This is a genomic window from Parahoeflea olei (assembly GCF_001703635.1).
GTDB classification, from domain to species: domain Bacteria; phylum Pseudomonadota; class Alphaproteobacteria; order Rhizobiales; family Rhizobiaceae; genus Hoeflea; species Hoeflea olei.
Genome location: NZ_LQZT01000012.1, coordinates 137,308 through 160,399 on the forward strand (window position 1 = coordinate 137,308; position 23,092 = coordinate 160,399).

Genomic DNA, 23,092 nt, shown 5'->3' on the forward strand with positions numbered 1-23,092 from the left:
GCACATCATGACCAGGCACAACAGGGTAGGACGGCATACCGCCAAACTGCTGATGGCATCCGCCATGACACTCGCCGCATGGAGCGGCGTCGCGCGCGCCGAGGGCGAACTGCACTTGTACAACTGGAGCAACTATTTCGCGCCGGAACTGCTCGAGCGGTTCGAACAGGAAACCGGCACCAAGGTGACGGTCGACAACTACGCCTCCGAGGATGACCTTCTGGCCAAGCTGCAGGCCGGCGGTGGCGGCTATGACGTCATCTTTCCCGGCGCCACCACGCTCGGCGTGATGGTCGAAAAGGGGCTGCTGGCCAAGATCGAAGTCTCCCAGATGGAGAACTTCAAGAACCTGCTGCCGGCCTTCACCACGATTGCCGGCGACGAGAACCGCGAGTACTCCGCACCCTATATGTGGGGCACCACCGGCTTCACCTACGATCCGGCGATGGTTCCAGGCGGCAAGCTCGAGGAAAGCTGGAAGGAACTGTTCGAGCCGCGCGACGAGCTCAAAGGCAAGATCGCCATGCTCAACGAGGTCTCCGATGTGTGGAATGCGGCCGCCTACTACACCGGCATCGACAAATGCACCGAGGATCCCGCCGAAGCGCAGCAGATCCTTGACCTGCTTATGGCGCAGAAGCCGGATGTGAGGCTTTATTCCAACGACGGCACCATCGACCGGATGGTTGCGGGCGAGGTTGCCGCGCACATGCAGTGGAACGGTGCTGCGCACCGGGTCAAGGAAAAGAAGCCCGACGCAGTCTATGTCTATCCGAAGGAAGGGACGAGCTTCTGGACCGACGTGATCGCGGTTCCGAAGGACGCGCCGAACCTGGAAGCGGCCAAGACCTTCGTCAACTGGATGATGTCGCCGGAAATCGCGGCGATCGCGTCGAACTATACCGGCTATTCGAACGCGGTGTCCGGGTCCGGGGAATTCCTCAGGGAAGACCTCAAGGCCGATCCCGCGGTCAATACGCCGGAGGACTACAATGACCGCCTGCGTGCCTTCAAGGCTTGCTCGCCGGCCTCCAAGGACCTGCGTGAAAAGGTCTGGACCAAGCTCAAGTCGTAAGCCGGGCGCATGCAAACGAAAGGGCCGGAACCGCGCGTGCGGTTCCGGCCCTTGCCTTTTGGGCGTGCCGGCAGCGGCTCAGCCGCGCCAGCGCAACAGCAGCCGTTCGGCGCGGCCGATCAGCCAGGCGACGGTGAGCCCGAGCACGGACAATAGCGCCACGCCGGCGATCAGCTGGTCGGTGGCAAACAGCGCGCCCGCCATCAGGATATAGGCGCCGATGCCGTATTCGGCGCCGATCATTTCGGCCGCGACCAGCAGGATGATGGCGATCGAGGCGGAGATGCGGAAGCCCGACAGGATCGCCGGCAGCGCGCCGGGAATGATGATCTTGCGCACGATCGACAGCCACGACAGGCCGAAGGACTGGCCCATGCGGATCAGGTTGCGGTCGACATTGTCGACCCCGCCATAGGTGGCGATGACGGTGGGAAAGAAGGCGCCGAACAGGATGGTGGCGACCTTGGAGCCTTCGCCGATGCCGAACCAGATGATGAACAGCGGCAAAAGCGCGATCTTCGGGATCGGAAACAGCGCCGAGACGAAGGGCGCGACGCCGGCGCGCACCAGCGAGAACAGCGCGATGGCAAGCCCCACGGCGATGCCGAGCAGGCTGCCGAGGCTCCAGCCGATCACCAGGCGGTAGAGACTTGCCGACAGGTGCTTCCAGATCATGCCGGTCTCGAACAGGTCGCCGAGCGCCGCCGCGGCCTCGGACGGGGCGGGCAGGGCGATGTTGGAGATGAAGCCGGTCTGCGAGCCGATCTCCCACAGGATCAGGAGAAGTACGAACAGGAGCGGGGCGATCAGCCGGTGGCGGGTGTGCACGAAGCCGCCGCCGCGGAACGGCACCGGGCGCAGGCGTTCGCGGGCGGGCGCTCGGTCCGCGCCTTTCGCGTCGGCGGGCGTGCGGCTTGCGGTTTCCTGCGTGGCGTCAAGCGACATTGGACAGCTCCCGGTCTGCGGCGCGGGCCTCGTCGCGCATGGCTTCCCAGAGCCGGCGCTGGATTGCAGCGGTTTCCTCGGGATGGTTCGCCCGCTCGGCGAGCGGGATGTCGATCTCGACGATCTCGCGAATGCGCCCCGGGCGGCGCGAGAGCATGACGATGCGGTGGCCGAGCCGCACCGCTTCGGCGAGATTGTGGGTGATGTAGCAGGCGGAAAAGCCGACCTGGCCCCACAGATCGACGAGGTCGTCCATCAGCAGGTCGCGGGTCTGGCTGTCGAGCGCCGAGAGCGGCTCGTCCATCAGCATCGCCGCCGGATTGACCGACAGCGCCCGGGCGATCGCCACGCGCTGCTTCATGCCGCCCGAGAGTTGCCGCGGCCAGGCATGGGCGAATTCCGTGAGCTTGGTGCGGGCGAGCACATCGGCGATGATCTCGCGCTTGCGCGCGCGGTCGATGCCGTGATCTTCGAGCACGAGGCTGACATTGCCCTCGACCGTGCGCCAGGGCAGGAGCGCGAAATCCTGGAACACGTAAGTCAGCGGATTGAGGCTGTCGGACGGCGGATCGCCGGCGATCAGCGCGGCGCCGCCGTCCGGCTTTTCGAGCCCGCCGAGAATCCGCAACAGGGTCGACTTGCCGCAGCCCGACGGGCCGACGATGCAGACGATCTCGCGCGATCCCACCGACAGCGAAATGTCGTCGAGCACCGTGACGTCGCCGTAGGAGTGGCTGACATGGTCGAGGATGAGTTCCATGGCCCGGATCTTTCCTTTGACGCGGAACCCGTCCCGCGGCCTTGATGGCGACAGAACGGGCCGGATTGGCTCAGGGAGCAGTGATCAGTAGGTCTCGACGTAGCTGCTGTCGACCAGATCGGCCATCGTCACCCCCTCGGGGGCGAGCTTTTCCGACTGGAACCAGGCGAGCTGGTCCTCGACGCTTGCGAGATTGAGCTTGGCGCCGGCATTGATGCGCATGGCACCGGCGGCAATGCGCGGACCGGCCTTGTCGAGCGGCTGGTCGGCATAGACATATTCGTGAACCATGCCGATGATTTCGGCGACCTGGTCCTCGCCCATGGTCTTGTCGACGAAGGCAGCATTGTAGTCATCGATGCCCTTGGACAGGCCGGCGAGGAAGCGGGTGACCAGGTCGCGGTCTTCGGTGGCATGCTTGGTCGAAGTGAAGACCGTGGTGACCTGGTAGTTCTCGATGTAATCGGAGATCTTGCCGATCTCGACGACTTCGGGACCCTTGGTCAGCGCGCCGGCGATGTTGGGGACGATCGACCAGGAATCGATCTGGCCCGATTTCAGCGCGGCGATCACGGCCGGCACCTTCTGCATCGGCGTGATCTTGAGTTCCGAGCGGTCGAAGCCGGCCTTGTCGGCGATCTTGTGCGCCATGTAGTGGAACGACGAGCCGGCGGTGGTCACGCCGAAGCTGTGGCCGGCGAGCTTGTCGGGGCTGGTCACGCCCGCGTCATGGGCCTTTTGGGAGACCAGGATCTTCTGGCCTTCGATCTCCGGCGTTTCCTGCAGCGCGCCGCCGATCACGCGGATCGCGCCCTTCTCGGCGAGGCTGATCAGCCCGCCGGAAATGGCGGTCATGCCGAAATCGATGTCGCCCGAAGCGATCGCCACGGCCATCGGCTGCGCGGCCTGGAACATCACGAACTCGACATCGAGATCCTGTTCGTCGAAATAGCCCTTGCCCTCGGCGATGATGCTCGGCGAATGCGAGGTCAGCGACAGGATGCCGATCTTGATGCTGTCGGCGGCCTGCGCGGCGGTGACGAAGGGCATTGCCGCGAGGCTCAGCGCTGCGGCGGCGGCCAGCGAAAGCGCGGTCCGGCGAGTGGTCGAAATCATGAAATCCTCCCTGAAGGCTTGGTCTGAATGGTGATTGTCGGTGTCATCGGGCGGTGTCCGCCGGAAAAGAGCCTGTTCTCGGTTTTGCCGGCGCGCAAAACCGGGGAGGGACGCCGGAAGCGGACCCTGACCGGCCGCGGTGGTGTGCGGCGCGTGGCGACACGATGGTCGGGTATCAGCTATTCGTTGGGGACTGCCGGAGTCAACCGGTTTTGTCGGGGGTGCGACGCGAGCGCAGCACCGCGTCGGGATCCTCGGCGTCGAGGTTGCAGCAGATGCGATAGGCTTCGAGCGTTTCCGCATCGAGCAGGCCGCGGCGGTAGAAATGCATCGCCGCGCCGTAGCGGTGGATGCCCGAGCCGGGCGTGCCGAGCGGCAGGCGCAGCAGGTCGAGCTGCGCCCGGTCTTCCGCCGTCTCCGGCTCGATCGGTCCGGTGATTGCCCGGGCCACGGCGTCAATACTCCGCGGGCGGCGTCGCGGTGCGGCGCGGATGGGTGAAGAACGGCTTTTCCACTGGGTGGCAGCGCGCCATGCGCCTTTGCCAGCGGATTTCCTTTTGCAGATAGATCTCGACCCAGAGATGGTCATTTGCCGTCTGGCCATAGGGCGCATCGAGCCAGGCATAGGCGATGTTGCGCTTGCAGGTGGGCGACCACAGCGCCGAGGTGACCATGCCCACCTCGCGGCTCTTGCGGTGATAGACGAGCGCATTGTGCGCGGGCTTGTCGCGCTCGATCTCGATTGCCACCAGCTTTCGGCGCGGGGGCTTTCGGGACAGTTCCAGCAGCGCCCGGCGGCCGTTGAAATGCGGCTTGTCGAGCGCCACCAGCCAGTCGAGCCCAAGCTCGTAAGGGGTGACGGCGCGGTCGGCGCGCAGCACGGTCTGCGCCGAGAGAAAGTCGATCTTGGGCAGCAGGAACCCGGCCTCGATCCGGGCCATGTCGAGCGCCTCGTAGCCGATCACGCGCAGGCCCCGGAGGCGCCCCGCCGCCATCAGCGCGTCCCAGACGGCAAGCGCGCCTTCGGGCGCCATCCAGAGCTCATAGCCGAGATCGCCGGTAAAGCCCGTGCGTGAGACCGAGAGCGCGACGCCGGCGATGTCGAAACTGCCGATGCCGAACGGTTTGAGGCTTTCGATGCCGTCAAGGCCCAGGTCGCGGAGCAGGGCGCAACTGGTCGGCCCCTGCAGCGCCAGGCCCGCGATTTCGCGGCTCACGTCGCGGATCGTCACCTCGTAGCCCCAGGCGATGTCCTCGAGCCAGGACAGTTGAGGTTCCTGGCAACACAGGCGGAACTCGTTCGGCCCGTAGCGGAACACGGTGCCGTCATCGACCACCTGCCCGTCCTCGTCGCACCAGATGCAGTAGGCGACGCGACCGGGCTTGAGCTTGCGGATGTCGCGGGTGACCAGCCGGTTGACCACGGCCTCCGCATCCGGGCCGGCGATCGCGTATTTGCACATCGGCGAAATGTCGAACAGGGTCGACTGGTTGCGGATCGCGAAATACTCGAATTCCACCGTGTCGAGCACGGACGGGGAGGCATAGCCCATCCAGTTCATCCAGGCCTGCTGGTGGTTGAGCGCGGCAAGGCGATCATGAAACGGGCCGGGTTCGAGGCCGGATAGAACCTGGGGGACGGGAACGGGGCGGGCGGCGGAAGTGGCGGGTGCGTTCATCTCACTCTCCTTTGGCGCCGAGGGCGGCCCGTGCGGCATTGAAGCCGGGCGCACCGCATATGTCGCCGCCGGGGTGGGCGCCGGCGCCGCAGAGGTACAGCCCCGCGACCGGCATGCGGTAGCGCGCGGCGCCATCGAAGGGGCGCAGCATCAGCAACTGGTCGATCCGGAACTCGCCATGATGCCAGTGCCCGCCCGCGGCACCGTAGCCTGCTTCGATGTCGACGGGTGACATCACGCGTGCCGCGCCCGTGGTCGCTCCGAAGCCCGGCAGCACCTCGTCGAGCATGGCCAGGACAGACGCGGAGAGCCGGGATTTCGCCTCTTCGCTCCAGCCGACCTTGAGATCGTAGGGTGCGAACTGGGCGCTGACGCTGAGCCGGGCGGTGGCGGCGTCATAGGTGGCCTCGATCACCGGCCGCTCGGGCAGGCTGCCGTATTTGGCGGCGTTGAAGGCGGTTTCGATCGCCCGCATGTCCGGCGCCGCGACCAGCCGCTGGCCGGAGGCGAGCGTGCCGCCGCCCCGCAGTGCCGGCGGGGCCGGCGCGTCAAAATCGAGCCGGGCCACCATGCCGCGCGCGGCCATGCTGCGGCAGCGGCGCACGAACTCGCCGTCGAGATGGCTCACACCCAGCAATTCGAGCAGGGTGACTTTCGGCGAGGCATTCGAGAGCACCAGCGGGCTTGCGATCTGCTCGCCATCTGCGAGTTGTACGCCCGCGGCGCGGTCGTTCTCCACCAGGATCTCTTCGACGCGCGCATTGGTGCGGATCTCGCCGCCCGCCGCCTTGACGCAATCGGCAATTGACCGGACGAGAGCATCCGGCCCGCCCTTGGGCATCACGCGCAAGCCATGCCCGTGGGGCGAGCGCGAGGCCATGCGGTAAAGCAGGGTCAGCACGGTTCCGGGAGAACGCGGCCCCATGGCGCCGCCCAGCGTCGCGTCCATGGCCATCAGCCCCGCGAGCGGCCCGTCGCCGATCTCGTCTTCCAGCAGGTCCCAGACATTGGAGAGCGCGATCCGCAGCAGGTCGCGCAGCTCCGCCTTGCCGAGCAGGCGCAGTTTCAGCGCCATGCGGGCGAGACCGCCGAGGTCGCCCGGCCGCAGCCGGCCGAGATCGGGCGGAGGCGCAAGCAGCATCGCGCCGAGCGCGCCGGCCTGGCGGCCGAGCCGGGCATGGAGCGCGGCGTAGGCCTGGGCCAGTGCGGTTTCCGCGCCCTCGACCGCGCCGCCGCGCACCTTCAGCGGCGGACCGTCGGCGCCGAAAGCGAGCACCGGCGGCGGAGGCGCGCCATGGATCACGGCCGTGTCGAGCTTGAGCGCCTTGACGATGTCCGGCCGCAACGCGAAAGGCAGGGGAGCGACCCGGAAATCCTTGTCGCCGAGCATGCCGCCCAGATGATCGCGGGCCTCGACGACCAGCACCTTGCGGCCGGCGCGGGCAAGCGTGGCGGCGGCGACGAGCCCGTTGTGGCCGGCGCCGATGACGATGGCGTCGTAGCGCGCGCTCATGCCGACAGCCCCATGTCGATGCGGTGGCCGAGATCACGGAGCACCTCGCGCGCGGCGTTGGCGCCGGGCGCGCCCATCACGCCGCCGCCGGGATGGGTGGAGGAACCGCACATGTAGAGCCCCTTGATCGGCGAGCGGTACTGGGCGTAGCCCGGCACCGGGCGGTTGAACAGCAACTGGTCGAAGGTGAGTTCGCCCTGGAAGATATTGCCTTCGGTCAAGCCCACCTGGTCCTCGATGTCCTTCGGGCTGCGGATCTCCTTGTGCACGATCAGCTTGCGGAAATCCGGGCTGTGGCGCTCGATCTTGGAGATCACGGTCTCGGCGAAGGCTTCGCGGTTGGCGTCGTCCCACTGGCCGTCCGCCAGCTCATAGGGGGCGTATTGCACGAAGATGGTGGCGTAGTGCTTGCCGGGCGGGGCCATGGTCGGGTCGATCTGGGTCGGGATCAGGAAATCGACATAGGGGCTCGCCGACCAGCGGCCGTCCTTCCAGTCGTCATAGGCGCGCTCGATCTCCTCCATGTCGTCGAGGAAATGCAGGTCGCCGCGCAGGAACGAGGCGTCCTTGGGGGCGCCCGTGAAGCTCGGCATGCCGTCGAGCGCGATGTTGAGCTTGCCGGACGAGCCGCGGAAGCGGTAGCGCTTGACGCCCCTGACGAAGTCGGCGGGCAGTTCCTTCTCGTCGGTGTGGTCGATGAAGGTGCGCCGCACGTCCATTCCGGAGATCACGGTTTCGGCCTCGAACTCGTCGCCATTCTCCAGCACCACGCCGCGCACCTTGCCGTCGCGCACGACAAAGCGGTCGAGCCCGGAGCCCATGCGGATCTCGCCGCCCGAGGCTTCGAAGGAGCGGGCCATGGCCTGCGTGATCGAGCCCATGCCGCCGCGGGCAAAGCCCCAGGCGCCGATCGCGCCGTCGACCTCGCCCATGTAGTGGTGCAAGAGCACATAGGCGGTTCCGGGCGAATAGGGACCCAGCCCGGTGCCGATGATGCCGGAGCCGGCGATATAGGCCTTGATCATCGGGGTTTCGAAGAACTGGTCGAGATACTCGGCGATCGACATGGTCCAGAACCGCACGGTCTCGGCCATCTCGCGGGCGCCGAGATTGTGGAAGCGCTTGAGGATAAAGAGCAGCTCGGAAATGTCGCGCGGCTTAAGCGCGACCGGGTCGGGGGCGGTGCGCAGCAGCAGCGGCTTGATGAAACGGCACTGGCGCATCACCGCGCGGGCATAGCGCTCATAGCCGTCGGCATCGCGCGGGGAATGGCGGATCAGTTCGCGCCTGAGCGCGTCATGATCGGAGAGATAGGCGAAATAATCGCCCTTCGAGTTGAACACGGCGCCGCCCTCATAGGGGATCACCTGCAGCCCGTGCTTGGGCAGTTCGAGCGCGCGAATGATCTCGGGACGGAGCAGCGAGCAGACATAGGAGCAGTTCGAATAGGTCCAGCCGGGCGTCAGCGACAGGCTGACCGCGGCGCCGCCGACATGGTCTTCCTTTTCGACGATCAGGGTCTTCAGGCCGGCGCGGGCCATGAAGCAGGCGGCGGTGAGGCCGTTGTGTCCTGCTCCCACGATGATGGCGTCATATTTCATGGCGGTTCCGCGGTTTGCAAAATCCGAGGCTAGAATAAACTGAGCGTTCAGTCAAAAAATTTGTTCTGTAAAACGCTCGCGGCCTGCGCTAGACAATGGCGATGCCGCAACCTGTTGATGCCCAGAAGATCTCCCCCACCAGTCTGCGCACCCAGGCGCGGATGATCGATGCCGTGGTCGACGTGGTCGCGCGTCACGGCATCAGCGGCACGACATTCGCCAATGTCTCGGCGACCGCCGGCGTCTCCCAGGGCGCGCTGGTGTTCCATTTCAAATCCAAGGAAGGCCTGCTGACGGAGACACTGTCGCGGCTGCTGCAGGAATATGAGCAGGCCTGGCGCACGGCGTCCGACAGGCCCGATCCGCTCGATCGGGTCCTGGGGCTGATCGCCGCCGATTTCAGCCCGTCGATCTGCAGCCGCAAGAAGCTCGCGCTGTGGTTTTCGTTCTGGGGGGAGGCCGGCGCGCAGCCGCTCTACAACAGGATCTGCGTCGAGGCGGAGGATGCGCGCCATCAGGCCATGCTCGAAAGCTGCCGGGATCTGGTGGGCGCGGCCGGCGCGCCCGACCCCGAGCTTCTGACCAATTCCATCGACGCCTTCACCGACGGGCTGTGGCTGCAGATGCATATCCAGAGCCAGCCCATCACCCGCGCGGCAGCCTTCGAGAAGGCGCTCGCGCATCTGCGCCTGCTGCTGCCGGATCACGCGAACCGGATCTGAGCCGGGCCGGGAACGGGGGGAATAAAAAGGCAACGCGCCTGCATGCGTGCGCAAGGGCGCCGCGCCAGCCATGCCCGGCAAAGCCCCGCGGCTGCATTCATTCGGCTTTCGCTATTGAATGAACGTTCAACAAAAATGTTGCAATGTGGTCCGGTTGCGCCAATACTTCCCCAACCGCGAGAGAGGAAGGAAGCCGACCCATCATGACAGATGGCAGCCCCGAATCGATGCCGAGTGCGATGCCTGCCGCGCCCCTGGGTGAGGACGTGGCCGAGTATGACGACACCGCGATCCGCTTTCTCGAAGCGCTGTGGGGGGAAGGCTTCCTGTCGCCCGGCGGGCCCGACGAAGTCCGCCGCGTGGTCGATCATCTCGATTTTGCCGGCAAGCGCGTGCTCGATATCGGCTGCGGGTCGGGCGGCATCACGCTATTTCTGGCGTGCGAATATGCTCCCGCCGAGATCGTCGGCTATGATGTCGAGCAGCCGGTGATCGATGTCGCGAGCAGGCGTGCCAAAGAGCAGGGGCTCGACCGGGTGGCGCGCTTCGTGCGCGGCGAGCCGGGGCCGCTGCCGTTTCCGGTCGAAAGCTTCGACATCGTCTTTTCCAAGGACGCGCTCATTCACGTGGCCGACAAGGAGCGGCTGTTTCAGGACATCTTCCGGCTGTTGAAGCCGGGCGGACAGTTTGCCGCGAGCGACTGGCTGACCTCCCATGACGGCGAGCCCTCGGCGGCGATGAAAACCTATCTGGCCGCGGAAGGCCTGAGTTTCGGCATGGCCTCGGCGGCGCGCTACGCGGCGGCAATGCGTGACGCGGGCTTTGTCGACGTGGCGACCGTCAACCGCAACGGCTGGTACCGGGAGGTGGCGCGCGGCGAACTCGAACGCCTCAAGGGACCGCTTTACGCGCCCGTTGCCGCGGCTGTCGGCGCCGACTATGTCGACAAGAACATCAGGACCTGGAGCGCCATGCAGACGGTGCTCGACAGCGGCGAGCACTGCCCGACCCATGTGTTCGGAACCAGGCCCGCCGGATGAGTTTTACGCCGCGAAGGAAAAGGCCATTGGACGATCTCAGCAAGGATGTGAAGCGCGCGCCTGCCGCGCCCGCCACCGAAGCCGCGCGCCGGCGCGAACCCAAGGCGCTGCGCCGCGAGCAGCTGATCAATGCCACCATCGATTCGCTCGCCAAGCGCGGCTATGCGGCGACCACGCTGGCCGATGTGGCCGAAGGGGCGGGGCTGTCGCGCGGGATCGTCAATTTCCACTTCACCAGCAAGGACAACCTGCTCTCGGAAACCATCCGGTTCCTGCAGGACGAATACACCGCCAACTGGCAGGCGATGCTGAAGAAGGCTGCGCCGGACACCAGCTCGCAACTGCTGGCGCTGGTGACGGCCGACCTCGACCGCAAGATCTGCACCCATCGCAAGCTCGCCGCCTGGTTCGCGCTGATCACCGAGGCGCGCTCCCGGCCCGCCTATCACGAGATGGCCTGGGAACGGGACGAGAAGTACCGCACCACGCTCGCCGCGATCTGCGAACGGGCCAGGCAGGAAGGCGGCTATGATTTCGATCCGCAAAGCACGGCGGACGCGATCTATGCCATGCAGGAAGGGCTGTGGCTGCGGATGATGATGTTCGGCCGCGGCTACAAGCGCGAGGCGGCGCTGAGCGTGGTGCTCAATGCCCTGCGCACGATCTTTCCGAACCATTTTTCCGGGCAGGCCGCCGATGTGGCGGCGCCCGACAACGAGGATACGGCAGACGAATAACCCAATAAGAACCAACAGAGGAGAACCACCATGCAGAGCAGATCAACCCGGAGCCTGATATCGGGCTTCGCCTTCGCGCTGGCGCTCGGCGCGGTGCCGGCCGCCGTCAACGCCGAGGACGCGGAGCTGACCGTGTTCGACTGGGCGGGCTATGAGGACCCGGCGTTCCACCCGGCCTATGTGGAGAAGCACGGGGATTCGCCCACCTTCGCCTTTTTCGGCGACGAGGAAGAGGCGTTCCAGAAGCTCAGAACCGGCTTCAAGGCCGATATCGGCCATCCCTGCTCGCAAAGCGTGGCGAAGTGGCGCGATGCCGACCTGCTCAAGCCGCTCGACACCTCCCGCATTCCCGAGTGGGACAACATCCTGCCCGGCTTCAAGACCATGAAGGACCTGATGACGACCGCGGACGGAAAGGCCTGGATGGTACCGTTCGACTGGGGCAACACCGCCGTCATCTACCGCACCGACAAGGTCGAGGAGGCGGAGATCCAGTCGCTCAAGGCCTTCGCCGATCCGAAATTCAAGGACCGGGTCTCGATCGGCGACAATGTCGACGATGCCTATGCGCTGGCTTCGCTGGCGATCGGCCTCACAGACTGGAGCCAGATGACGGATGCGCAGTTCGAGGAGGCCTCCGCCTTCCTGCGCGAGGTGCACCAGAATGTGCGGCTCTATTGGACCGACAACACCGAACTCAGCCAGGCGATGGCCGGGGAAGAGGTCGACCTCGCCTGGGCCTGGAACGAGACCTCGACCACGCTTCAGGCCGACGGCGTGCCGGTGGTGATGAAGAAGGACACCGACGAGGGCCTGTCGACCTGGGTCTGCGGCTATGTGCTGCTGAAGGACGGCGAGGGCAGCGAGGACAAGGCCTATGACTATCTCAATGCCATCCTCGACCCGGCGGTGTCGTCCTACATGGTGTCCGAATGGGGCTATGGCCACGGCAACGCCAAGGGCATGGAGGCGATCGACGCGGAGACGCTGAAGGCCGCGGGCTATGACGACGTGGCTTCCTTCGTCGACAAGACCCTGTTCCAGTCGCCGGTGCCGGTGGAGCTCAAGCAGAAGATGATCGCCGAATTCGAGAAGATCAAGGCCGGCTACTGACCGGCCCCGGCAGAGGGGACCTGCTGGAGAAGGCGTCGGGCAACCGGCGCCTTCTTTGCGTCGGCAGGCTTTTCATCCCGAGGCTCGGGGGCCGGCGCGGTCTCAGCCCTGCATGATGATGAAGGCGTCGCGGTCGTAGGTGATGCGGATCACCGAGCCCACCGGAATGTCGTCGGCGCCGAAATCATTGGTCTCGACCACCGAGATCTCTTCGGCCTGGCCGTCGATCGCGACCATCAACGAGGTCATTTCACCATAGTAATTGCGGTCCACCACCCTGGCCGTGACGATGTGGTCGGCGGTCTCGCCCTCCCAGACGATGCGCAGGCGTTCGGGCCTTATGCCGATGATGGCGCTCGCCGGATCGGTGATCTCCTTGCCCGAAAGATGGCCGGTGATCGCGCCGATGCCCGGCAGCGTCGCGCGGAACTGCCGGCCATCGACGGCAAGCTCGGAGGCGGTGAGAAAGTTCATGCCGCCGAGGAAATCGGCCACCTTGCGGGTGGCCGGGTTCTGGTAGATCTCCTTGGGCTCGGCGATCTGGGCGATCTGGCCCGAAAACATCACCGCGATCCGGTCCGACATGCTCAATGCCTCATACTGGTCGTGGGTGACGAGCACGAAGGTGATGCCGATCTGGCGCTGCAGGTGCCGCAGTTCCACCTGCATCTGCTCGCGCAGGTTCTTGTCGAGCGCGGAGAGCGGCTCGTCGAGCAGCAGCACCTTGGGGCGCATCACCAGCGCGCGGGCGAGCGCCACGCGCTGGCGCTGGCCGCCCGAGAGCTGGTTGCCCATGCGCGGGCCGAGATTGGAAAGTTCGACCTGGGCGAGCGCTTCCTTGACCCGCTTTTCTTCTTCGGAGCGGCCGAGCTTCAGGCGCTTGAGGCCGTAGGCAATGTTTTCCGAGACATTGAGATGCGGGAAGATGGCGTAGCTTTGGAACACCATGTTGGTGGGCCTGAGGTTGGGCGGTTTGCCGGCCATGTCCTGCCCGCCGATCAGGATTTCGCCGGAGGTCGGCTCGTCGAAGCCGCCGATCATCCGCAGAAGCGTGGTCTTGCCGCAGCCCGATGGGCCGAGCAGCGAGAAGAACTCGCCCTCGCGGATACTGGCGTTCAAGGTGTCGAGCGCGCGGAAATTGCCGAACACCTTGTCGACATTGCGGATCTCGATCATCGGCCGGGTTGCGGCGGCGGGGGCGATGTCGGCCTTCAGGCTGGGATGGGTCATGGTTTCCGTCATGGGCGAAGCTCCATCTTGCGCTCCGCCCGGCGGCGGAAGAGTTCGGCGGCGGTCAGCATCAGCAGCGAGGCCGCGATCAGGATCGAGCCGAGCGCCAGCACGTTGGGAAGCTTGGCGGCGAAGCGCAGCTGTCCCCAGATATAGACGGGCAAAGTGGGCTCGGTGCCGCTCAGGAAAAAGGCGAGGATGAACTCGTCGAGCGAAATGGTGAAAGTCACGAGCAGGCTCGAGACGATCGAGGGGGCCAGCATCGGCAGCGTCACCCGGCGCAGCGTGCCGAAGCCGGTTTCGCCCAGATCGCGCGAGGCCTCCTCCATGCTCGGGTCGAAGCCCTCGAATCCCGAGACCAGCACCGTCACCGAATAAGGCACGCAGATCAGCAGGTGCCCGAGGATCACCGTGAGCAGCGACAGCTGGACGCCGAGGCCCAGCAGCACCACCAGCAGCGAAATGGCAATGATGATTTCGGGCAGGATCAGCGGCGCCATGATCACGCTGCTTGCGGCCGCCATGCCGCGGAAGCGGTGGCGCGTCATGGCGCGGGCGGCGCAGATGCCGAGCACGGTGCTCAGGAGTGCCGCCGAGACGCCGACGATCAGCGAGTTCCATGCAGCCCCGTGCATGGCCTCGTTGCCGGCGAGGCTTGCGTACCATTTGGTGGTGAAGCCGACCAGCGGCAGCTTGGGCGTCGCGGAATCGTTGAAGGAAAACACCGGCAGCAGCAGCACCGGGAAATAGAGGATCGCCACATAGACGATCACATAGGCCGCGAGGAGGCGTCGGGAGAGGGCGCCGGGTCTCATTTGACGAGCCTCTTCAAGCCCGCGATCAGGAGCACGATGGCGCCCGCGACCATGGTGACGATCACCATGGTGGAAACGGCCAGCGCCGCGCCCAGCGGCCAGTTCGAGGCCTTGCCGAACTGCACCTGGATGGCGTTGGCGATCATGACGCCGTCCTTGCCGCCGACGAGCTTCGGCGTCACGTAATCGCCGACGGTCGGGATCATGACGATCATCAGGGCTGCGATGATGCCGGGCGCGGTCAGCGGCAGGGTGATGCGGAGGAAGCGCCGGACCGGGCCGTCGCCGAGATCGGCCGCGGCTTCGAGCAGCGAGCGATCCAGCTTTTCGAGCGAGACGAACAGCGGCAGGATCGCGAAGGCCGCCCAGCTGTGGGCGAGCGTGATGATGGCGGCATTGACGTTGTAGATCAGCGAACTCAGCGGCTCGGCGATCACGCCGAGATACAGAAGCGTCTCGTTGAGCACGCCCTTGTAGCCGAGGATCACCTTCCACGACAGGATCCGCAGCAGGTAGCCCGACCAGAACGGCACCGTGATGATGAAGAGCCACAGGCCCTTGTAGCGGCCGCCGCGGAAGGAGACGAACCAGGCCACCGGATAGGCGAGGATGACGGTGACGAAGGCGACAGTGACGGAGACGAACAGCGAGCGGAACAGCAGGTCGCGATAGATCGGCTCTGTGAGCGCCGCCTTGTAGTTCTCGAGCGTGAAGCTGCGGTCGATGGTCAGATAATCCTGCGACCAGAAGCTGTTGGCGACGATGACGATGATCGGGCCGATCAGCAAGAGCAGCGCGTAAATCAGCGGCGGCGAGATCGTGACCCAGCCCTTGCCCGCCTCGGTTTGCAGCCAGCGGGACCCGGGTGTCCGGCTCCCGGCGCGCGCGGCGGGCATCGTGGGGGCTGATGTCGGCACTCGCATCTCCTCACCGATTGTGATGTGCGCCGGCTGTTCCCGTTGCCGGTCCTGTGCGGCCCTGGTTTTTCGCTCCGGGCGCGCAACACATGCGTCCGATTGGAAGCCAAAAGGGAGTTGAATGCAAGGTGTTTTTCTGCCAAATTGACTGAACAGCCATTCAATAACTGTGTCCGGCAGCGCCTCCAAGCTGTTGAAAACCGGGGCTCTGCTTCCGTTTCAGGAAAGCGTTCCCATGTCCCATTCCGCTGCCGCTCTTTACAAAAAGGCCACCCAGGACGCCAAGGATCACCTGATCCAGCCCTGGCCGTCGGCGGGCTCGATCGGCGCGGAGGCGCGCGGCGTCCTGGGGCAGGGCGAGGGCATCTATGTGCATGACGACAGGGGCCGCAAACTGATCGACGGGCCGGCCGGGATGTGGTGCACCAATGTCGGCCACCGCAACGCGGTGCTCGCCGACACGCTGCGCGAGCAGGCGATGGAGCTGTCCTACAATTCGCCCTGGTACACCTCGAACGAGCCGTCGGCGGAGCTTGCGCGGCGGATCGGCGCGCATGCGCCGGGCGATCTCAACCATGTGTTCTTCACCACCGGCGGGTCGACAGCGGTCGAAAGCGCGCTCAGGCTCGCCCAGTACTACAACAATGTGCGCGGGCTCGAGGGCAAGAAGAAGTTCATCTGCCGCGACGGCGGCTATCACGGCAGCACCTATCTGTCGGCGAGCCTCAATGGCAGTCAGCGCTCGCGCAACTGGATGGATTTCGCCGACGACATGATGATCCGGCTGTCCTGTCCCGATCCGTTCCGGCGGCCGAAGGGCATGAGCCTGGAAGCGTTCCGCGACCAGCTCGTCAAGGAGTTCGCAGACGCGGTGGCCGCGCATGGGGCCGACACGATCGCCGCCTTCATCGGCGAGCCGATCATGGCCTCGGGCGGGGTGATCGTCCCGCCGGAGGGCTACTTCAAGGCGATCCGCGAGATCTGCACCGAGAACGACATCCTGTTCATCGCCGACGAGGTGGTCACCGCCTTTGGCCGGCTCGGGCATGTGTTCGCCTCGGAAGCCTGTTTCGATGTGGTCCCGGACATCATCACCTTCGCCAAGGGCGTGACCTCGGGCTATTTCCCGCTCGGCGGCATGGCGGTGTCCGACCGGCTGTTGTCGACGCTGCGTAATTCCAACCATCCCGAGGCGATGTATGCCCATGGGCTCACCTATTCGAGCCACCCGATCGGCTGCGCGGTCGCGCTCAAAAATCTCGACATTCTCGAAGGCGGCTTGCTCGACCATACCCGCGAGATCACGCCCTATTTCCACGACAAGCTGAAGCGGCTCGAAGAGCTCGATCTGGTGGGCGAAGTGCGCGGCATGGGGCTGATGGCCTGCATCGAATGCGTGGCCGACCGGGAAAGCCAGAACCCGATCCGGCTCGACACCGAGGTGGGCGTGCGGATCGACCGGCACTGCCAGGAACTCGGGCTGCTGCTCAGGCCGCTCGTGCACATGTGCGTGATGTCGCCACCGCTGGTGATCACGCGCGAACAGATCGACACCATGGCCGACATCCTGCACGAGGGCATTTCCCGCACCATGCGCGACCTGCGCGCCGAAGGCATCTGGAACGGGTGAGCCAGGAAAATGCCCGGGGCGGAAGTCTTGGAACCAGACATGGAAAAGCCGCCCCCGGATTGCTCCGCGGGGCGTCTTTTTCGTTGCGAACGCTTCGGAGTTAGCCAGTCGCAGCCATCTCCGCGTTCAGCCTTGCGACATCGTCCTCGTGCGGGCGGTCTTCGAGATTGGCGACCGGCAGCACCGCGCGCAGATGATCGTGGTGGGTGCGCACGCCGTATTCGAGGTCGGAGAGATAGAAGCCCTGGAAGGCCTTCGAATTCATCGCCTCGTTCGACCATTCGGTGAGCCGCACGTCCTCGCCCATGGTCTCGTAGTCGATGCGCATGGCGAGCTTGCGGGCGGCGGTCTGTTCGCGGGTCTCCTCGCGGTAGCGGTAGATTGCGCCACGCAGCAGTGTCTCGCCGGTCGAGAGCGGGAATTCCTGGTAGAACTGCACGAGTTCCGGTGTGGCGGCGATCACGGCATTGGGGAACAGGCCGTAATAGACCCAGGCGCGCGCCAGATGTTCCGGCATGCCCGGGCGCGGCTGCATCACCTTGAGATAGTTGCGCACGCTCCAGCGCCGGCCGTTCTCGTTGCACTCGGCATGGGAGCGGGCAACACCGCCGACGAAGGGTTCGTCGTAGTAGGAGCGGCCATAGAGATCCTGCAGCGCGGGATGGGCCAGCGCCACGTGATAGCCCTCGTTGTCGACGTCGCGCACCGATTTCCAGTTGACCTTGGAGACCATGGTCCAGATCTCGCCGGCGGGAACCATGGTCTCGATGTCGAAATGCGCGATCTCGTCGGCGAAGGGGCTGAAGAGGTCGGCGACCGACGGCTGCGGTCCCTTCTCGAAGCGGACAAAGGCGAAGCCGTTCCAGATCTCGGCCTCGAGCTTCTGCAATCCGAATTCCTCCTTGTCGAGCTCGGGGAAGGATTTCGGCCGCGCGGCCCCGCGCAGGGTGCCGTCGAGATTGTAGACCCAGCCATGGAATGGGCAGACCAGCGCGCCCTTGCACGATCCCTTCTCCTCTGCCACCACGCGCGCGCCGCGGTGGCGGCACATGTTGTGGAAGGCGCGCACTACGCCATCGGCGCCGCGCAGGATCAGCGCGCGCTCGCCGCAGATATCGACGGCGAGATAGGTGCCGGGATCGGGCACGTCGGAGACATGGCAGGCGATCTGCCAGTGCTTGCGGAACAGCTCCTGCTTCTCGAGTTCGAGGAAGGCATCGCTGTGATAGGTCCAGCCGGGCAGGCCGCAGCGATCCCAGTTTTCCGGGGTGGAAATATCGCGATGGAAGACGGGGCTGTTCATGGCTCACCTTTTTCTGAGTGAATACTCAGAAAGTAAGGCGAAGCCGCGACCGCGTCAAGCCGCAGGCCCGGGCATTGGCCTGCGCGGGCCTGGAAGGAGGCTCAAATCGGGGCTGGGACAGCGGGCCTGGCGCCCGGGTCACATCTGCGAGGGCAGCACCAGCACCAGCCAGGGAAACAGCACCAGGATCAGCAGGCGGACGATGTCCATCATCCAGAACGGCGTCACGCCCTTGAAGATGGTGGCGACGGAAATGTCGCCGACCACGCTTCTCAGGATGAACACGTTCAGGCCGACCGGCGGGGTGATCAGGCTGATCTCGGTCACGACCACGACGACGATGCCGAACCAGACCGCATCGAAGCCGAGCCCGGTGACGATCGGGAAGAAGATCGGCACCGTCAGAAGCAGCATGGACAGGCTTTCGAACACGCAGCCGAGCGCGACATAGATCAGGATGATGACGGTGATCACCAGCCAGGGCGAAAGCTCGGCGCTGACGATCATCTCTTTCAGGCTTTCGGGCAGGCCGGCATAATTGACGAAGTTCGAAAAGATCCAGGCGCCGATCAGAACGCTGAACAGCTGCGCGGTGGTGCCCGCCGTCTCCTTGAGTACGGTCAGCGTTTCGCGCACCGTGAGGCTGCCGCGAAACAGCGCGATCAGGAAGGCACCCATGGCGCCCATGCCCGCGGCTTCGGTGGGCGAGAAGGTCAAGTGGATCGGCCAGAAATCGAGTGCGCCGTAGAGCCCGCCGATCACCAGGAAGAACAGCAGCAGAACCGACCAGACGCCCCTGAGCGCGGCCATCTTCTCGGAAAAGCTGAAGCGGCGCCCGGCGGGGCCGGCGTCGGGATTGCGATAGACCGAGATCTGCACCGCGACGAGATAGAACAGGATGCCGAGAATCCCGGGAATGATGCCGGCGATGAACAGCTTGCCGATCGAGGTTTCGGTCAAGAGCCCGTAGATCACCAGGATCACCGAGGGCGGAATGAGGATGCCGAGCGTGCCGCCGGCGGCGATCGAGGCCGAGGAGAGTTCGTCCGAATAGCCGAGTTTGCGCATTTCCGGCATCACCACCTTGGACATGGTGGCGGCGGTGGCGAGCGAGGAGCCGCAGATGGCGGCGAAACCGCCGCAGGCGGCGATGGTGGCCATCGCCAGGCCGCCGCGGAAATGGCCCAGGAAGGCGTTCGAGACCTGGTAGAGTTCGCGGCTGATGCCACCCTTGTTGACGAACAGGCCCATCAGGATGAACAGCGGCACCACCGACAGGCCGTAGTCCTGGCTGGTGTCGATGATCAGCCGCGAGACCAGCGAGATCGCCGCCCGGAAGCCGGTTTCATAGGTCATGCCGACCATGCCGACCACGCCCATGGCAAAGGCGATGGGCATGCGCAACAGCACCAGGATCAGCACTGCGGCAAAGCCGATCAGGGATTCAATCACGGGCGCCTCCGAGCAGGTCGGGCTTGAACAGGGTGACCACACCGCGCAGCGCCATGGCCGCGGCGGTGATCAGGGTCATGAAGGCGATGAACCAGGTGATGTAATGCACCGGGATCGCCAGATATTCCGTGAGGTCGCCATAGCTGCGGGCGCGGTCGGCAAGATCGAAGCAGCGCAGCGCCGGCCAGACCAGCAGCACGCCGCAGGCGAGCGTGATCAGCCCGTCGAGCACCCGTTCGACACCGGCGCGGTGGAACAGCGGATCGAGCAGGTCGACGACGATGTGCTCGGCCCTTCCGGAGATCACCGGCAGCGCGGAGAACACGATCACCGCCATGGCGATGCGGGTCAGTTCGGTCGCCGCCTCTATCGGCGCGGAAAAGGTCGAACGCATGATCACGTCCGCGAAGGTCAGGACCATCAGCACGAACAGGGTCGCCGCGGCCAGCAGCATCGGTAGCTCCGACAGCCGGTGCAGCAGTCTGGCAATGGATTTCATGAACGGCTCCCAGGGCATAACCGGCCGGAGCGGCGTGGAGACCGGCGGGGTCAGGCCTCACGCACTCAGCCTGTCGTGGGTAGTTTGCCTGTCGCGGGCCGCGCGCGCAACGGGCGGCGCGGCACCGGCAGGATCGGCGGAGGGCGCGCCGCAACGCTCGCCCCCTCCGCGAGGGCTCCTACTTGCCGTAGGAGGCCATTGTTTCGGCCACCATGTCATGGGCGGCCTGCGCATCGATGCCGAGGTCGGAAATCTCGGCCAGAACCTTGGCGCGGACGCGCTCGGCCATTTCGGCGAACTTGGCCTGGTCTTCCTCGCTGGCGGTGACGATGGTGTTGTCACCTGCGGCAAGGGTCGCGGCGCGCGCGTCGTCGTCGCTCTTGTCCCAGGCAATGCCCATCATCTTCGATGCCGGCTCGCCGAACACCTTCTCTTCAAGCGCCGTCTTGACGTCATCAGGCAGGGAGTCGAACTTTTCCTGGCTCATCAGCACGGCAAAGGCGCCGCGGTAGAAGCCGCCCGGCATTTCATAGACATTCTTGGCGACTTCGTTGAGCTTGAAGCTCAGGCGTTCGCCCATGTTCATCGCCACCGCGTCGGCGGCGCCCGACGACAGGGTTTCGTAGACCTTGGGGGCGGGCACCTGGATGCCGACCAGACCGAGTTCGGCGCCGACATCGGCGGAAACGCCGCCGCCGAGACGGGTCTTGAGGCCATTGAGGTCGGCAAGCGTCTTGACCGGCTTGTTGGAGTGGATCTGGCCGGGGCCGTGGGTGGTGAGCGCGATCACCTTGGTGCCCTTGAACTCGTCGGCCTTGGCCAGGAATTGTTCGTGCGCGCGCCAATAGGCGACGGAGGCGGCCTCGGCGCTGCCCTGGTAGCCCGGAAGTTCGATCAGCTTGGTGGCGATGAAGCGCCCCGGCTGATAGCCGTTGAAGAGGATGGTGATGTCGGCGGCGCCGTCGAGGATCAGGTCCATCTGCGCCGGCGGCGGCGCCAGGCCCAGCTTGATCTCGCCGCTGACCTTGCCGTCCGTCGCCTGTTCCATCATGTCGATCAGCCCCTCCAGCATGTCGACATTGATCGGATGTGCGGGCGGCAGCCAGCTGGAAATGGTCAGGTTGATGTCGGCGGCGAGGGCGGAGGCGGTAAAGCCGACGGCCATCACCGTGCTCGCAATCAGAGTCCGAATCTTGGTCATGCACTTCCTCCCGGTAAGTGTGGCCAACCGTTCCCATGTGTCAGCCACGATCCGAGAAACATGCATTATCATATAAAAACATGCAATGTCATGTTTCCGTTTTTTTTGACCTGGCCTTTCCGGCTCCAGTCCGGCTCGGTTCCTCGGGGGCGGGGCGGGCGACCGCCTCCGCCTCCAGGCGTTCGATCATGGTGCGCAGCGTCTGCTTGATTTCCTTGCCGGTATTGTCCCTGAAGGCGTTGAGCAGGTCGCGCTCATTGGCTTTGGCGTCGGCCACCAGGCGCTCGGCCATGGTGCGGCCCTCGTCGGTCAGGAACACGCGCACGCGGCGGCCGTCCTCGGGGTCGGAGCGGCGGCTGACGAGACCACGCTTGTCCATCTGGATGATGATCTTGGTAAGCCGCGACTGCTCGATCATGGCGTAGCGCGCGAGCTCGGTCACCATCGATCCGTCCCAGTCGGTCAGGCAGGCAAGCACCCGCCATTCGGGCACGCGCAGGCCATGGGTGCGCACATGGGCGTGAAACCGCGCGCTCGCCGCCTCGCTGGCCGCGGCCAGCAGGTAGAGCAGGTAATTGGGGACAAAAAGCGCCTGTTGGTCGTCGTCTTTCGTGCTCATCCGGTCTTCCGCGTCGCCTTGCTCATCACTGCTGCCGCACCTTTCCGGGCAGGCAGGCAGGTTGGCGGGCAGCTTACATCGCATTCCGGGGGCGCATCATCAATAAAAAGCTCTTGACACGGAATATATGAAAATTCATGTTTCTGGCCAGGGAGGAAATTGTCTTGGTCAAGCCAGTCACGTTGAAGCTGGAGTCCGTGCGCATGCTGACCGGCGCCGCGCGCGAACTCGTGTTCGTGGCGGCCGATGCCGCCAAGCTCGCGGGATTTGCCCCGGGCGCCCATGTCCGCTTTCTGCTTCCCGAGGGGGAGCGTTGCTATTCGCTGATCGATTTTGACGGCGAACCGCAAACGGACGGTGCGCAGCGCTACCGCTTCGCAGTGCTCCTCGAAAAGGAGGGGACGGGCGGATCCAGGCACATGCACGGGCTCGGCGTCGGTGCAGAGGTTTCAGCGCTGCCGCCGCACAATGATTTTGCGCTCGTGCCCGGCAAGCCCGCGCTTCTGATCGCCGGCGGCATCGGCGTCACGCCCCTGATCTCGATGGCTTCGGCACTTCGGCAGGCCGGAACGCCGTTCCGGTTGCACTATGCTGCGCGGACCGGGGCGGCGATGGCCTATCGCGAGGAGGTCGAGCGGTGCTTCGGCGAGAACGCGACGCTGCATTTCGACGACCAGCCGGAGACCGCCCTCGACATCGCGGCGCTGCTGGCGGGCCTGGAAGCGGATTGGCATATCTATGTATGCGGCCCGAAAGGACTGATCGAGGCGGTCAAGGCCCAGGCCGAAGTGGCCGGAGTGGCTTCGGAACGGGTGCATGTCGAACTGTTCAGCGCAGCCGCGGTCCAGGCTGGCGACACGGCCTTCGAGGTCGAGATCAAGTCGACCGGGCAGGTGTTCGTGGTGCCGCCGGCGAAATCGATCATCGACGTGCTCGAGGAGGGCGGCGTGGACTTGGTCTACGACTGCCGGCGCGGCGATTGCGGCATCTGCCAGACCGAGGTGATCGCGGGCGTTCCCGACCACCGCGACGTGGTGTTGAGCGACAGCGAGAAGGCCGAAGGCAAGCTCATGCAGATCTGCGTGAGCCGGGCGAAATCCGCCCGCCTGGTGCTCGATCTATAGG

22 protein-coding genes are annotated in these 23,092 nt (G+C 65.3%); 7 read left to right on the forward strand and 15 right to left on the reverse strand.

The features are described from left to right. The first annotated feature begins 7 nt into the window (after positions 1-7). The gene (locus AWJ14_RS09225; protein ID WP_066178557.1) at positions 8-1,075 is read left to right on the forward strand and encodes an extracellular solute-binding protein; all 1,068 of its coding nucleotides are present in this window, start codon (positions 8-10) and stop codon (positions 1,073-1,075) included. Between the two features lie 78 nt (positions 1,076-1,153). Here the strand turns inward: AWJ14_RS09225 and AWJ14_RS09230 are convergent, their stop codons facing one another. The 7 genes from AWJ14_RS09230 to AWJ14_RS09260 all read right to left on the reverse strand — a co-directional run bounded on the left by AWJ14_RS09230 (position 1,154) and on the right by AWJ14_RS09260 (position 8,689). Then, positions 1,154-2,020, reverse strand: a complete 867-nt coding sequence (locus AWJ14_RS09230; RefSeq protein WP_083220149.1) for an ABC transporter permease — start codon at positions 2,018-2,020, stop codon at positions 1,154-1,156. Then, the gene (locus tag AWJ14_RS09235; protein WP_066177792.1) at positions 2,010-2,780 is read right to left on the reverse strand and encodes an ABC transporter ATP-binding protein; all 771 of its coding nucleotides are present in this window, start codon (positions 2,778-2,780) and stop codon (positions 2,010-2,012) included. Before AWJ14_RS09235 ends, AWJ14_RS09230 begins: the two co-directional genes overlap by 11 nt. Before the next feature lie 84 nt (positions 2,781-2,864). Further along, positions 2,865-3,896, reverse strand: coding sequence for an ABC transporter substrate-binding protein (locus tag AWJ14_RS09240; protein WP_066177794.1), 1,032 nt, complete (start codon positions 3,894-3,896; stop codon positions 2,865-2,867). A 202-nt stretch (positions 3,897-4,098) separates the two neighbouring features. Further along, positions 4,099-4,347: a hypothetical protein gene (locus AWJ14_RS09245; RefSeq protein ID WP_245304182.1), complete on the reverse strand. Its 249-nt coding sequence runs from the start codon at positions 4,345-4,347 to the stop codon at positions 4,099-4,101. A 4-nt stretch (positions 4,348-4,351) separates the two neighbouring features. Then, positions 4,352-5,575, reverse strand: coding sequence for an aminomethyl transferase family protein (locus AWJ14_RS09250; RefSeq protein ID WP_066177795.1), 1,224 nt, complete (start codon positions 5,573-5,575; stop codon positions 4,352-4,354). 1 nt (position 5,576) lies between these two features. Beyond that, entirely contained in the window at positions 5,577-7,088 is a 1,512-nt protein-coding gene (locus AWJ14_RS09255; protein WP_066177796.1) for a phytoene desaturase family protein, read from the reverse strand. After that, entirely contained in the window at positions 7,085-8,689 is a 1,605-nt protein-coding gene (locus tag AWJ14_RS09260) for a phytoene desaturase family protein (RefSeq protein WP_066177798.1), read from the reverse strand. The genes AWJ14_RS09255 and AWJ14_RS09260 overlap by 4 nt, the downstream gene beginning before the upstream one ends. Positions 8,690-8,790: 101 nt before the next feature. Between AWJ14_RS09260 and AWJ14_RS09265 the strand changes: the two genes are divergently transcribed. From AWJ14_RS09265 to AWJ14_RS09280, 4 genes are all read left to right on the forward strand, one after another. Then, entirely contained in the window at positions 8,791-9,411 is a 621-nt protein-coding gene (locus tag AWJ14_RS09265; RefSeq protein ID WP_171904849.1) for a TetR/AcrR family transcriptional regulator, read from the forward strand. A 203-nt stretch (positions 9,412-9,614) separates the two neighbouring features. Further along, entirely contained in the window at positions 9,615-10,451 is an 837-nt protein-coding gene (locus AWJ14_RS09270) for a class I SAM-dependent methyltransferase (RefSeq protein ID WP_245304184.1), read from the forward strand. Positions 10,452-10,477: 26 nt separating this feature from the next. Continuing rightward, complete coding sequence (locus AWJ14_RS09275) at positions 10,478-11,188, forward strand: TetR/AcrR family transcriptional regulator (protein WP_171904850.1); 711 nt, start codon at positions 10,478-10,480, stop codon at positions 11,186-11,188. A gap of 30 nt (positions 11,189-11,218) precedes the next feature. Next, positions 11,219-12,301 (forward strand): extracellular solute-binding protein, encoded by a 1,083-nt coding sequence (locus AWJ14_RS09280; protein WP_066177801.1) that lies wholly within the window; start codon positions 11,219-11,221, stop codon positions 12,299-12,301. A 102-nt stretch (positions 12,302-12,403) separates the two neighbouring features. Here AWJ14_RS09280 and AWJ14_RS09285 read toward each other — a convergent pair whose 3' ends face one another. The 3 genes from AWJ14_RS09285 to AWJ14_RS09295 all read right to left on the reverse strand — a co-directional run bounded on the left by AWJ14_RS09285 (position 12,404) and on the right by AWJ14_RS09295 (position 15,242). Next, on the reverse strand, positions 12,404-13,477 hold the full coding sequence (locus tag AWJ14_RS09285) for an ABC transporter ATP-binding protein (RefSeq protein ID WP_066178572.1): 1,074 nt from the start codon (positions 13,475-13,477) through the stop codon (positions 12,404-12,406). Positions 13,478-13,539: 62 nt separating this feature from the next. Beyond that, entirely contained in the window at positions 13,540-14,346 is an 807-nt protein-coding gene (locus AWJ14_RS09290; protein WP_066177802.1) for an ABC transporter permease, read from the reverse strand. Continuing rightward, positions 14,343-15,242, reverse strand: a complete 900-nt coding sequence (locus tag AWJ14_RS09295; RefSeq protein WP_066177804.1) for an ABC transporter permease — start codon at positions 15,240-15,242, stop codon at positions 14,343-14,345. The genes AWJ14_RS09290 and AWJ14_RS09295 overlap by 4 nt, the downstream gene beginning before the upstream one ends. A 256-nt stretch (positions 15,243-15,498) precedes the next feature. Between AWJ14_RS09295 and AWJ14_RS09300 the strand changes: the two genes are divergently transcribed. Next, positions 15,499-16,893, forward strand: a complete 1,395-nt coding sequence (locus AWJ14_RS09300) for an aminotransferase (protein WP_066177806.1) — start codon at positions 15,499-15,501, stop codon at positions 16,891-16,893. A gap of 100 nt (positions 16,894-16,993) precedes the next feature. On the opposite strand, the gene AWJ14_RS09305 is transcribed toward AWJ14_RS09300, so the two are convergent. From AWJ14_RS09305 to AWJ14_RS09325, 5 genes are all read right to left on the reverse strand, one after another. Beyond that, positions 16,994-18,196: an aromatic ring-hydroxylating oxygenase subunit alpha gene (locus AWJ14_RS09305; RefSeq protein ID WP_066177808.1), complete on the reverse strand. Its 1,203-nt coding sequence runs from the start codon at positions 18,194-18,196 to the stop codon at positions 16,994-16,996. A 138-nt stretch (positions 18,197-18,334) separates the two neighbouring features. Next, the gene (locus AWJ14_RS09310) at positions 18,335-19,648 is read right to left on the reverse strand and encodes a TRAP transporter large permease (RefSeq protein ID WP_083220151.1); all 1,314 of its coding nucleotides are present in this window, start codon (positions 19,646-19,648) and stop codon (positions 18,335-18,337) included. Beyond that, a complete protein-coding gene (locus tag AWJ14_RS09315; protein WP_066177810.1) occupies positions 19,641-20,147 on the reverse strand; it encodes a TRAP transporter small permease in 507 nt (168 codons plus the stop codon). Before AWJ14_RS09315 ends, AWJ14_RS09310 begins: the two co-directional genes overlap by 8 nt. 178 nt (positions 20,148-20,325) lie before the next feature. Continuing rightward, on the reverse strand, positions 20,326-21,348 hold the full coding sequence (locus AWJ14_RS09320) for a TRAP transporter substrate-binding protein (protein ID WP_066177812.1): 1,023 nt from the start codon (positions 21,346-21,348) through the stop codon (positions 20,326-20,328). A gap of 88 nt (positions 21,349-21,436) precedes the next feature. Continuing rightward, positions 21,437-21,967 (reverse strand): MarR family winged helix-turn-helix transcriptional regulator, encoded by a 531-nt coding sequence (locus AWJ14_RS09325; RefSeq protein ID WP_083220152.1) that lies wholly within the window; start codon positions 21,965-21,967, stop codon positions 21,437-21,439. Positions 21,968-22,131: 164 nt separating this feature from the next. On the opposite strand from AWJ14_RS09325, the gene AWJ14_RS09330 reads away from it, so the two are divergent. Beyond that, positions 22,132-23,091 (forward strand): PDR/VanB family oxidoreductase, encoded by a 960-nt coding sequence (locus AWJ14_RS09330; RefSeq protein ID WP_245304185.1) that lies wholly within the window; start codon positions 22,132-22,134, stop codon positions 23,089-23,091. The last annotated feature ends 1 nt before the right edge of the window (position 23,092 follow it).

Coding starts and splice junctions, on each gene's coding strand:
- AWJ14_RS09225 (WP_066178557.1), top strand. CDS start 8: ATGACCAGGCACAACAGGGTAGGACGGCATACCGCCAAACTGCTGATG.
- AWJ14_RS09230 (WP_083220149.1), bottom strand. CDS start 2,020: ATGTCGCTTGACGCCACGCAGGAAACCGCAAGCCGCACGCCCGCCGAC.
- AWJ14_RS09235 (WP_066177792.1), bottom strand. CDS start 2,780: ATGGAACTCATCCTCGACCATGTCAGCCACTCCTACGGCGACGTCACG.
- AWJ14_RS09240 (WP_066177794.1), bottom strand. CDS start 3,896: ATGATTTCGACCACTCGCCGGACCGCGCTTTCGCTGGCCGCCGCCGCA.
- AWJ14_RS09250 (WP_066177795.1), bottom strand. CDS start 5,575: ATGAACGCACCCGCCACTTCCGCCGCCCGCCCCGTTCCCGTCCCCCAG.
- AWJ14_RS09255 (WP_066177796.1), bottom strand. CDS start 7,088: ATGAGCGCGCGCTACGACGCCATCGTCATCGGCGCCGGCCACAACGGG.
- AWJ14_RS09260 (WP_066177798.1), bottom strand. CDS start 8,689: ATGAAATATGACGCCATCATCGTGGGAGCAGGACACAACGGCCTCACC.
- AWJ14_RS09265 (WP_171904849.1), top strand. CDS start 8,791: ATGCCGCAACCTGTTGATGCCCAGAAGATCTCCCCCACCAGTCTGCGC.
- AWJ14_RS09270 (WP_245304184.1), top strand. CDS start 9,615: ATGACAGATGGCAGCCCCGAATCGATGCCGAGTGCGATGCCTGCCGCG.
- AWJ14_RS09280 (WP_066177801.1), top strand. CDS start 11,219: ATGCAGAGCAGATCAACCCGGAGCCTGATATCGGGCTTCGCCTTCGCG.
- AWJ14_RS09285 (WP_066178572.1), bottom strand. CDS start 13,477: ATGATCGAGATCCGCAATGTCGACAAGGTGTTCGGCAATTTCCGCGCG.
- AWJ14_RS09290 (WP_066177802.1), bottom strand. CDS start 14,346: ATGAGACCCGGCGCCCTCTCCCGACGCCTCCTCGCGGCCTATGTGATC.
- AWJ14_RS09295 (WP_066177804.1), bottom strand. CDS start 15,242: ATGCCCGCCGCGCGCGCCGGGAGCCGGACACCCGGGTCCCGCTGGCTG.
- AWJ14_RS09300 (WP_066177806.1), top strand. CDS start 15,499: ATGTCCCATTCCGCTGCCGCTCTTTACAAAAAGGCCACCCAGGACGCC.
- AWJ14_RS09305 (WP_066177808.1), bottom strand. CDS start 18,196: ATGAACAGCCCCGTCTTCCATCGCGATATTTCCACCCCGGAAAACTGG.
- AWJ14_RS09315 (WP_066177810.1), bottom strand. CDS start 20,147: ATGAAATCCATTGCCAGACTGCTGCACCGGCTGTCGGAGCTACCGATG.
- AWJ14_RS09320 (WP_066177812.1), bottom strand. CDS start 21,348: ATGACCAAGATTCGGACTCTGATTGCGAGCACGGTGATGGCCGTCGGC.
- AWJ14_RS09325 (WP_083220152.1), bottom strand. CDS start 21,967: ATGAGCACGAAAGACGACGACCAACAGGCGCTTTTTGTCCCCAATTAC.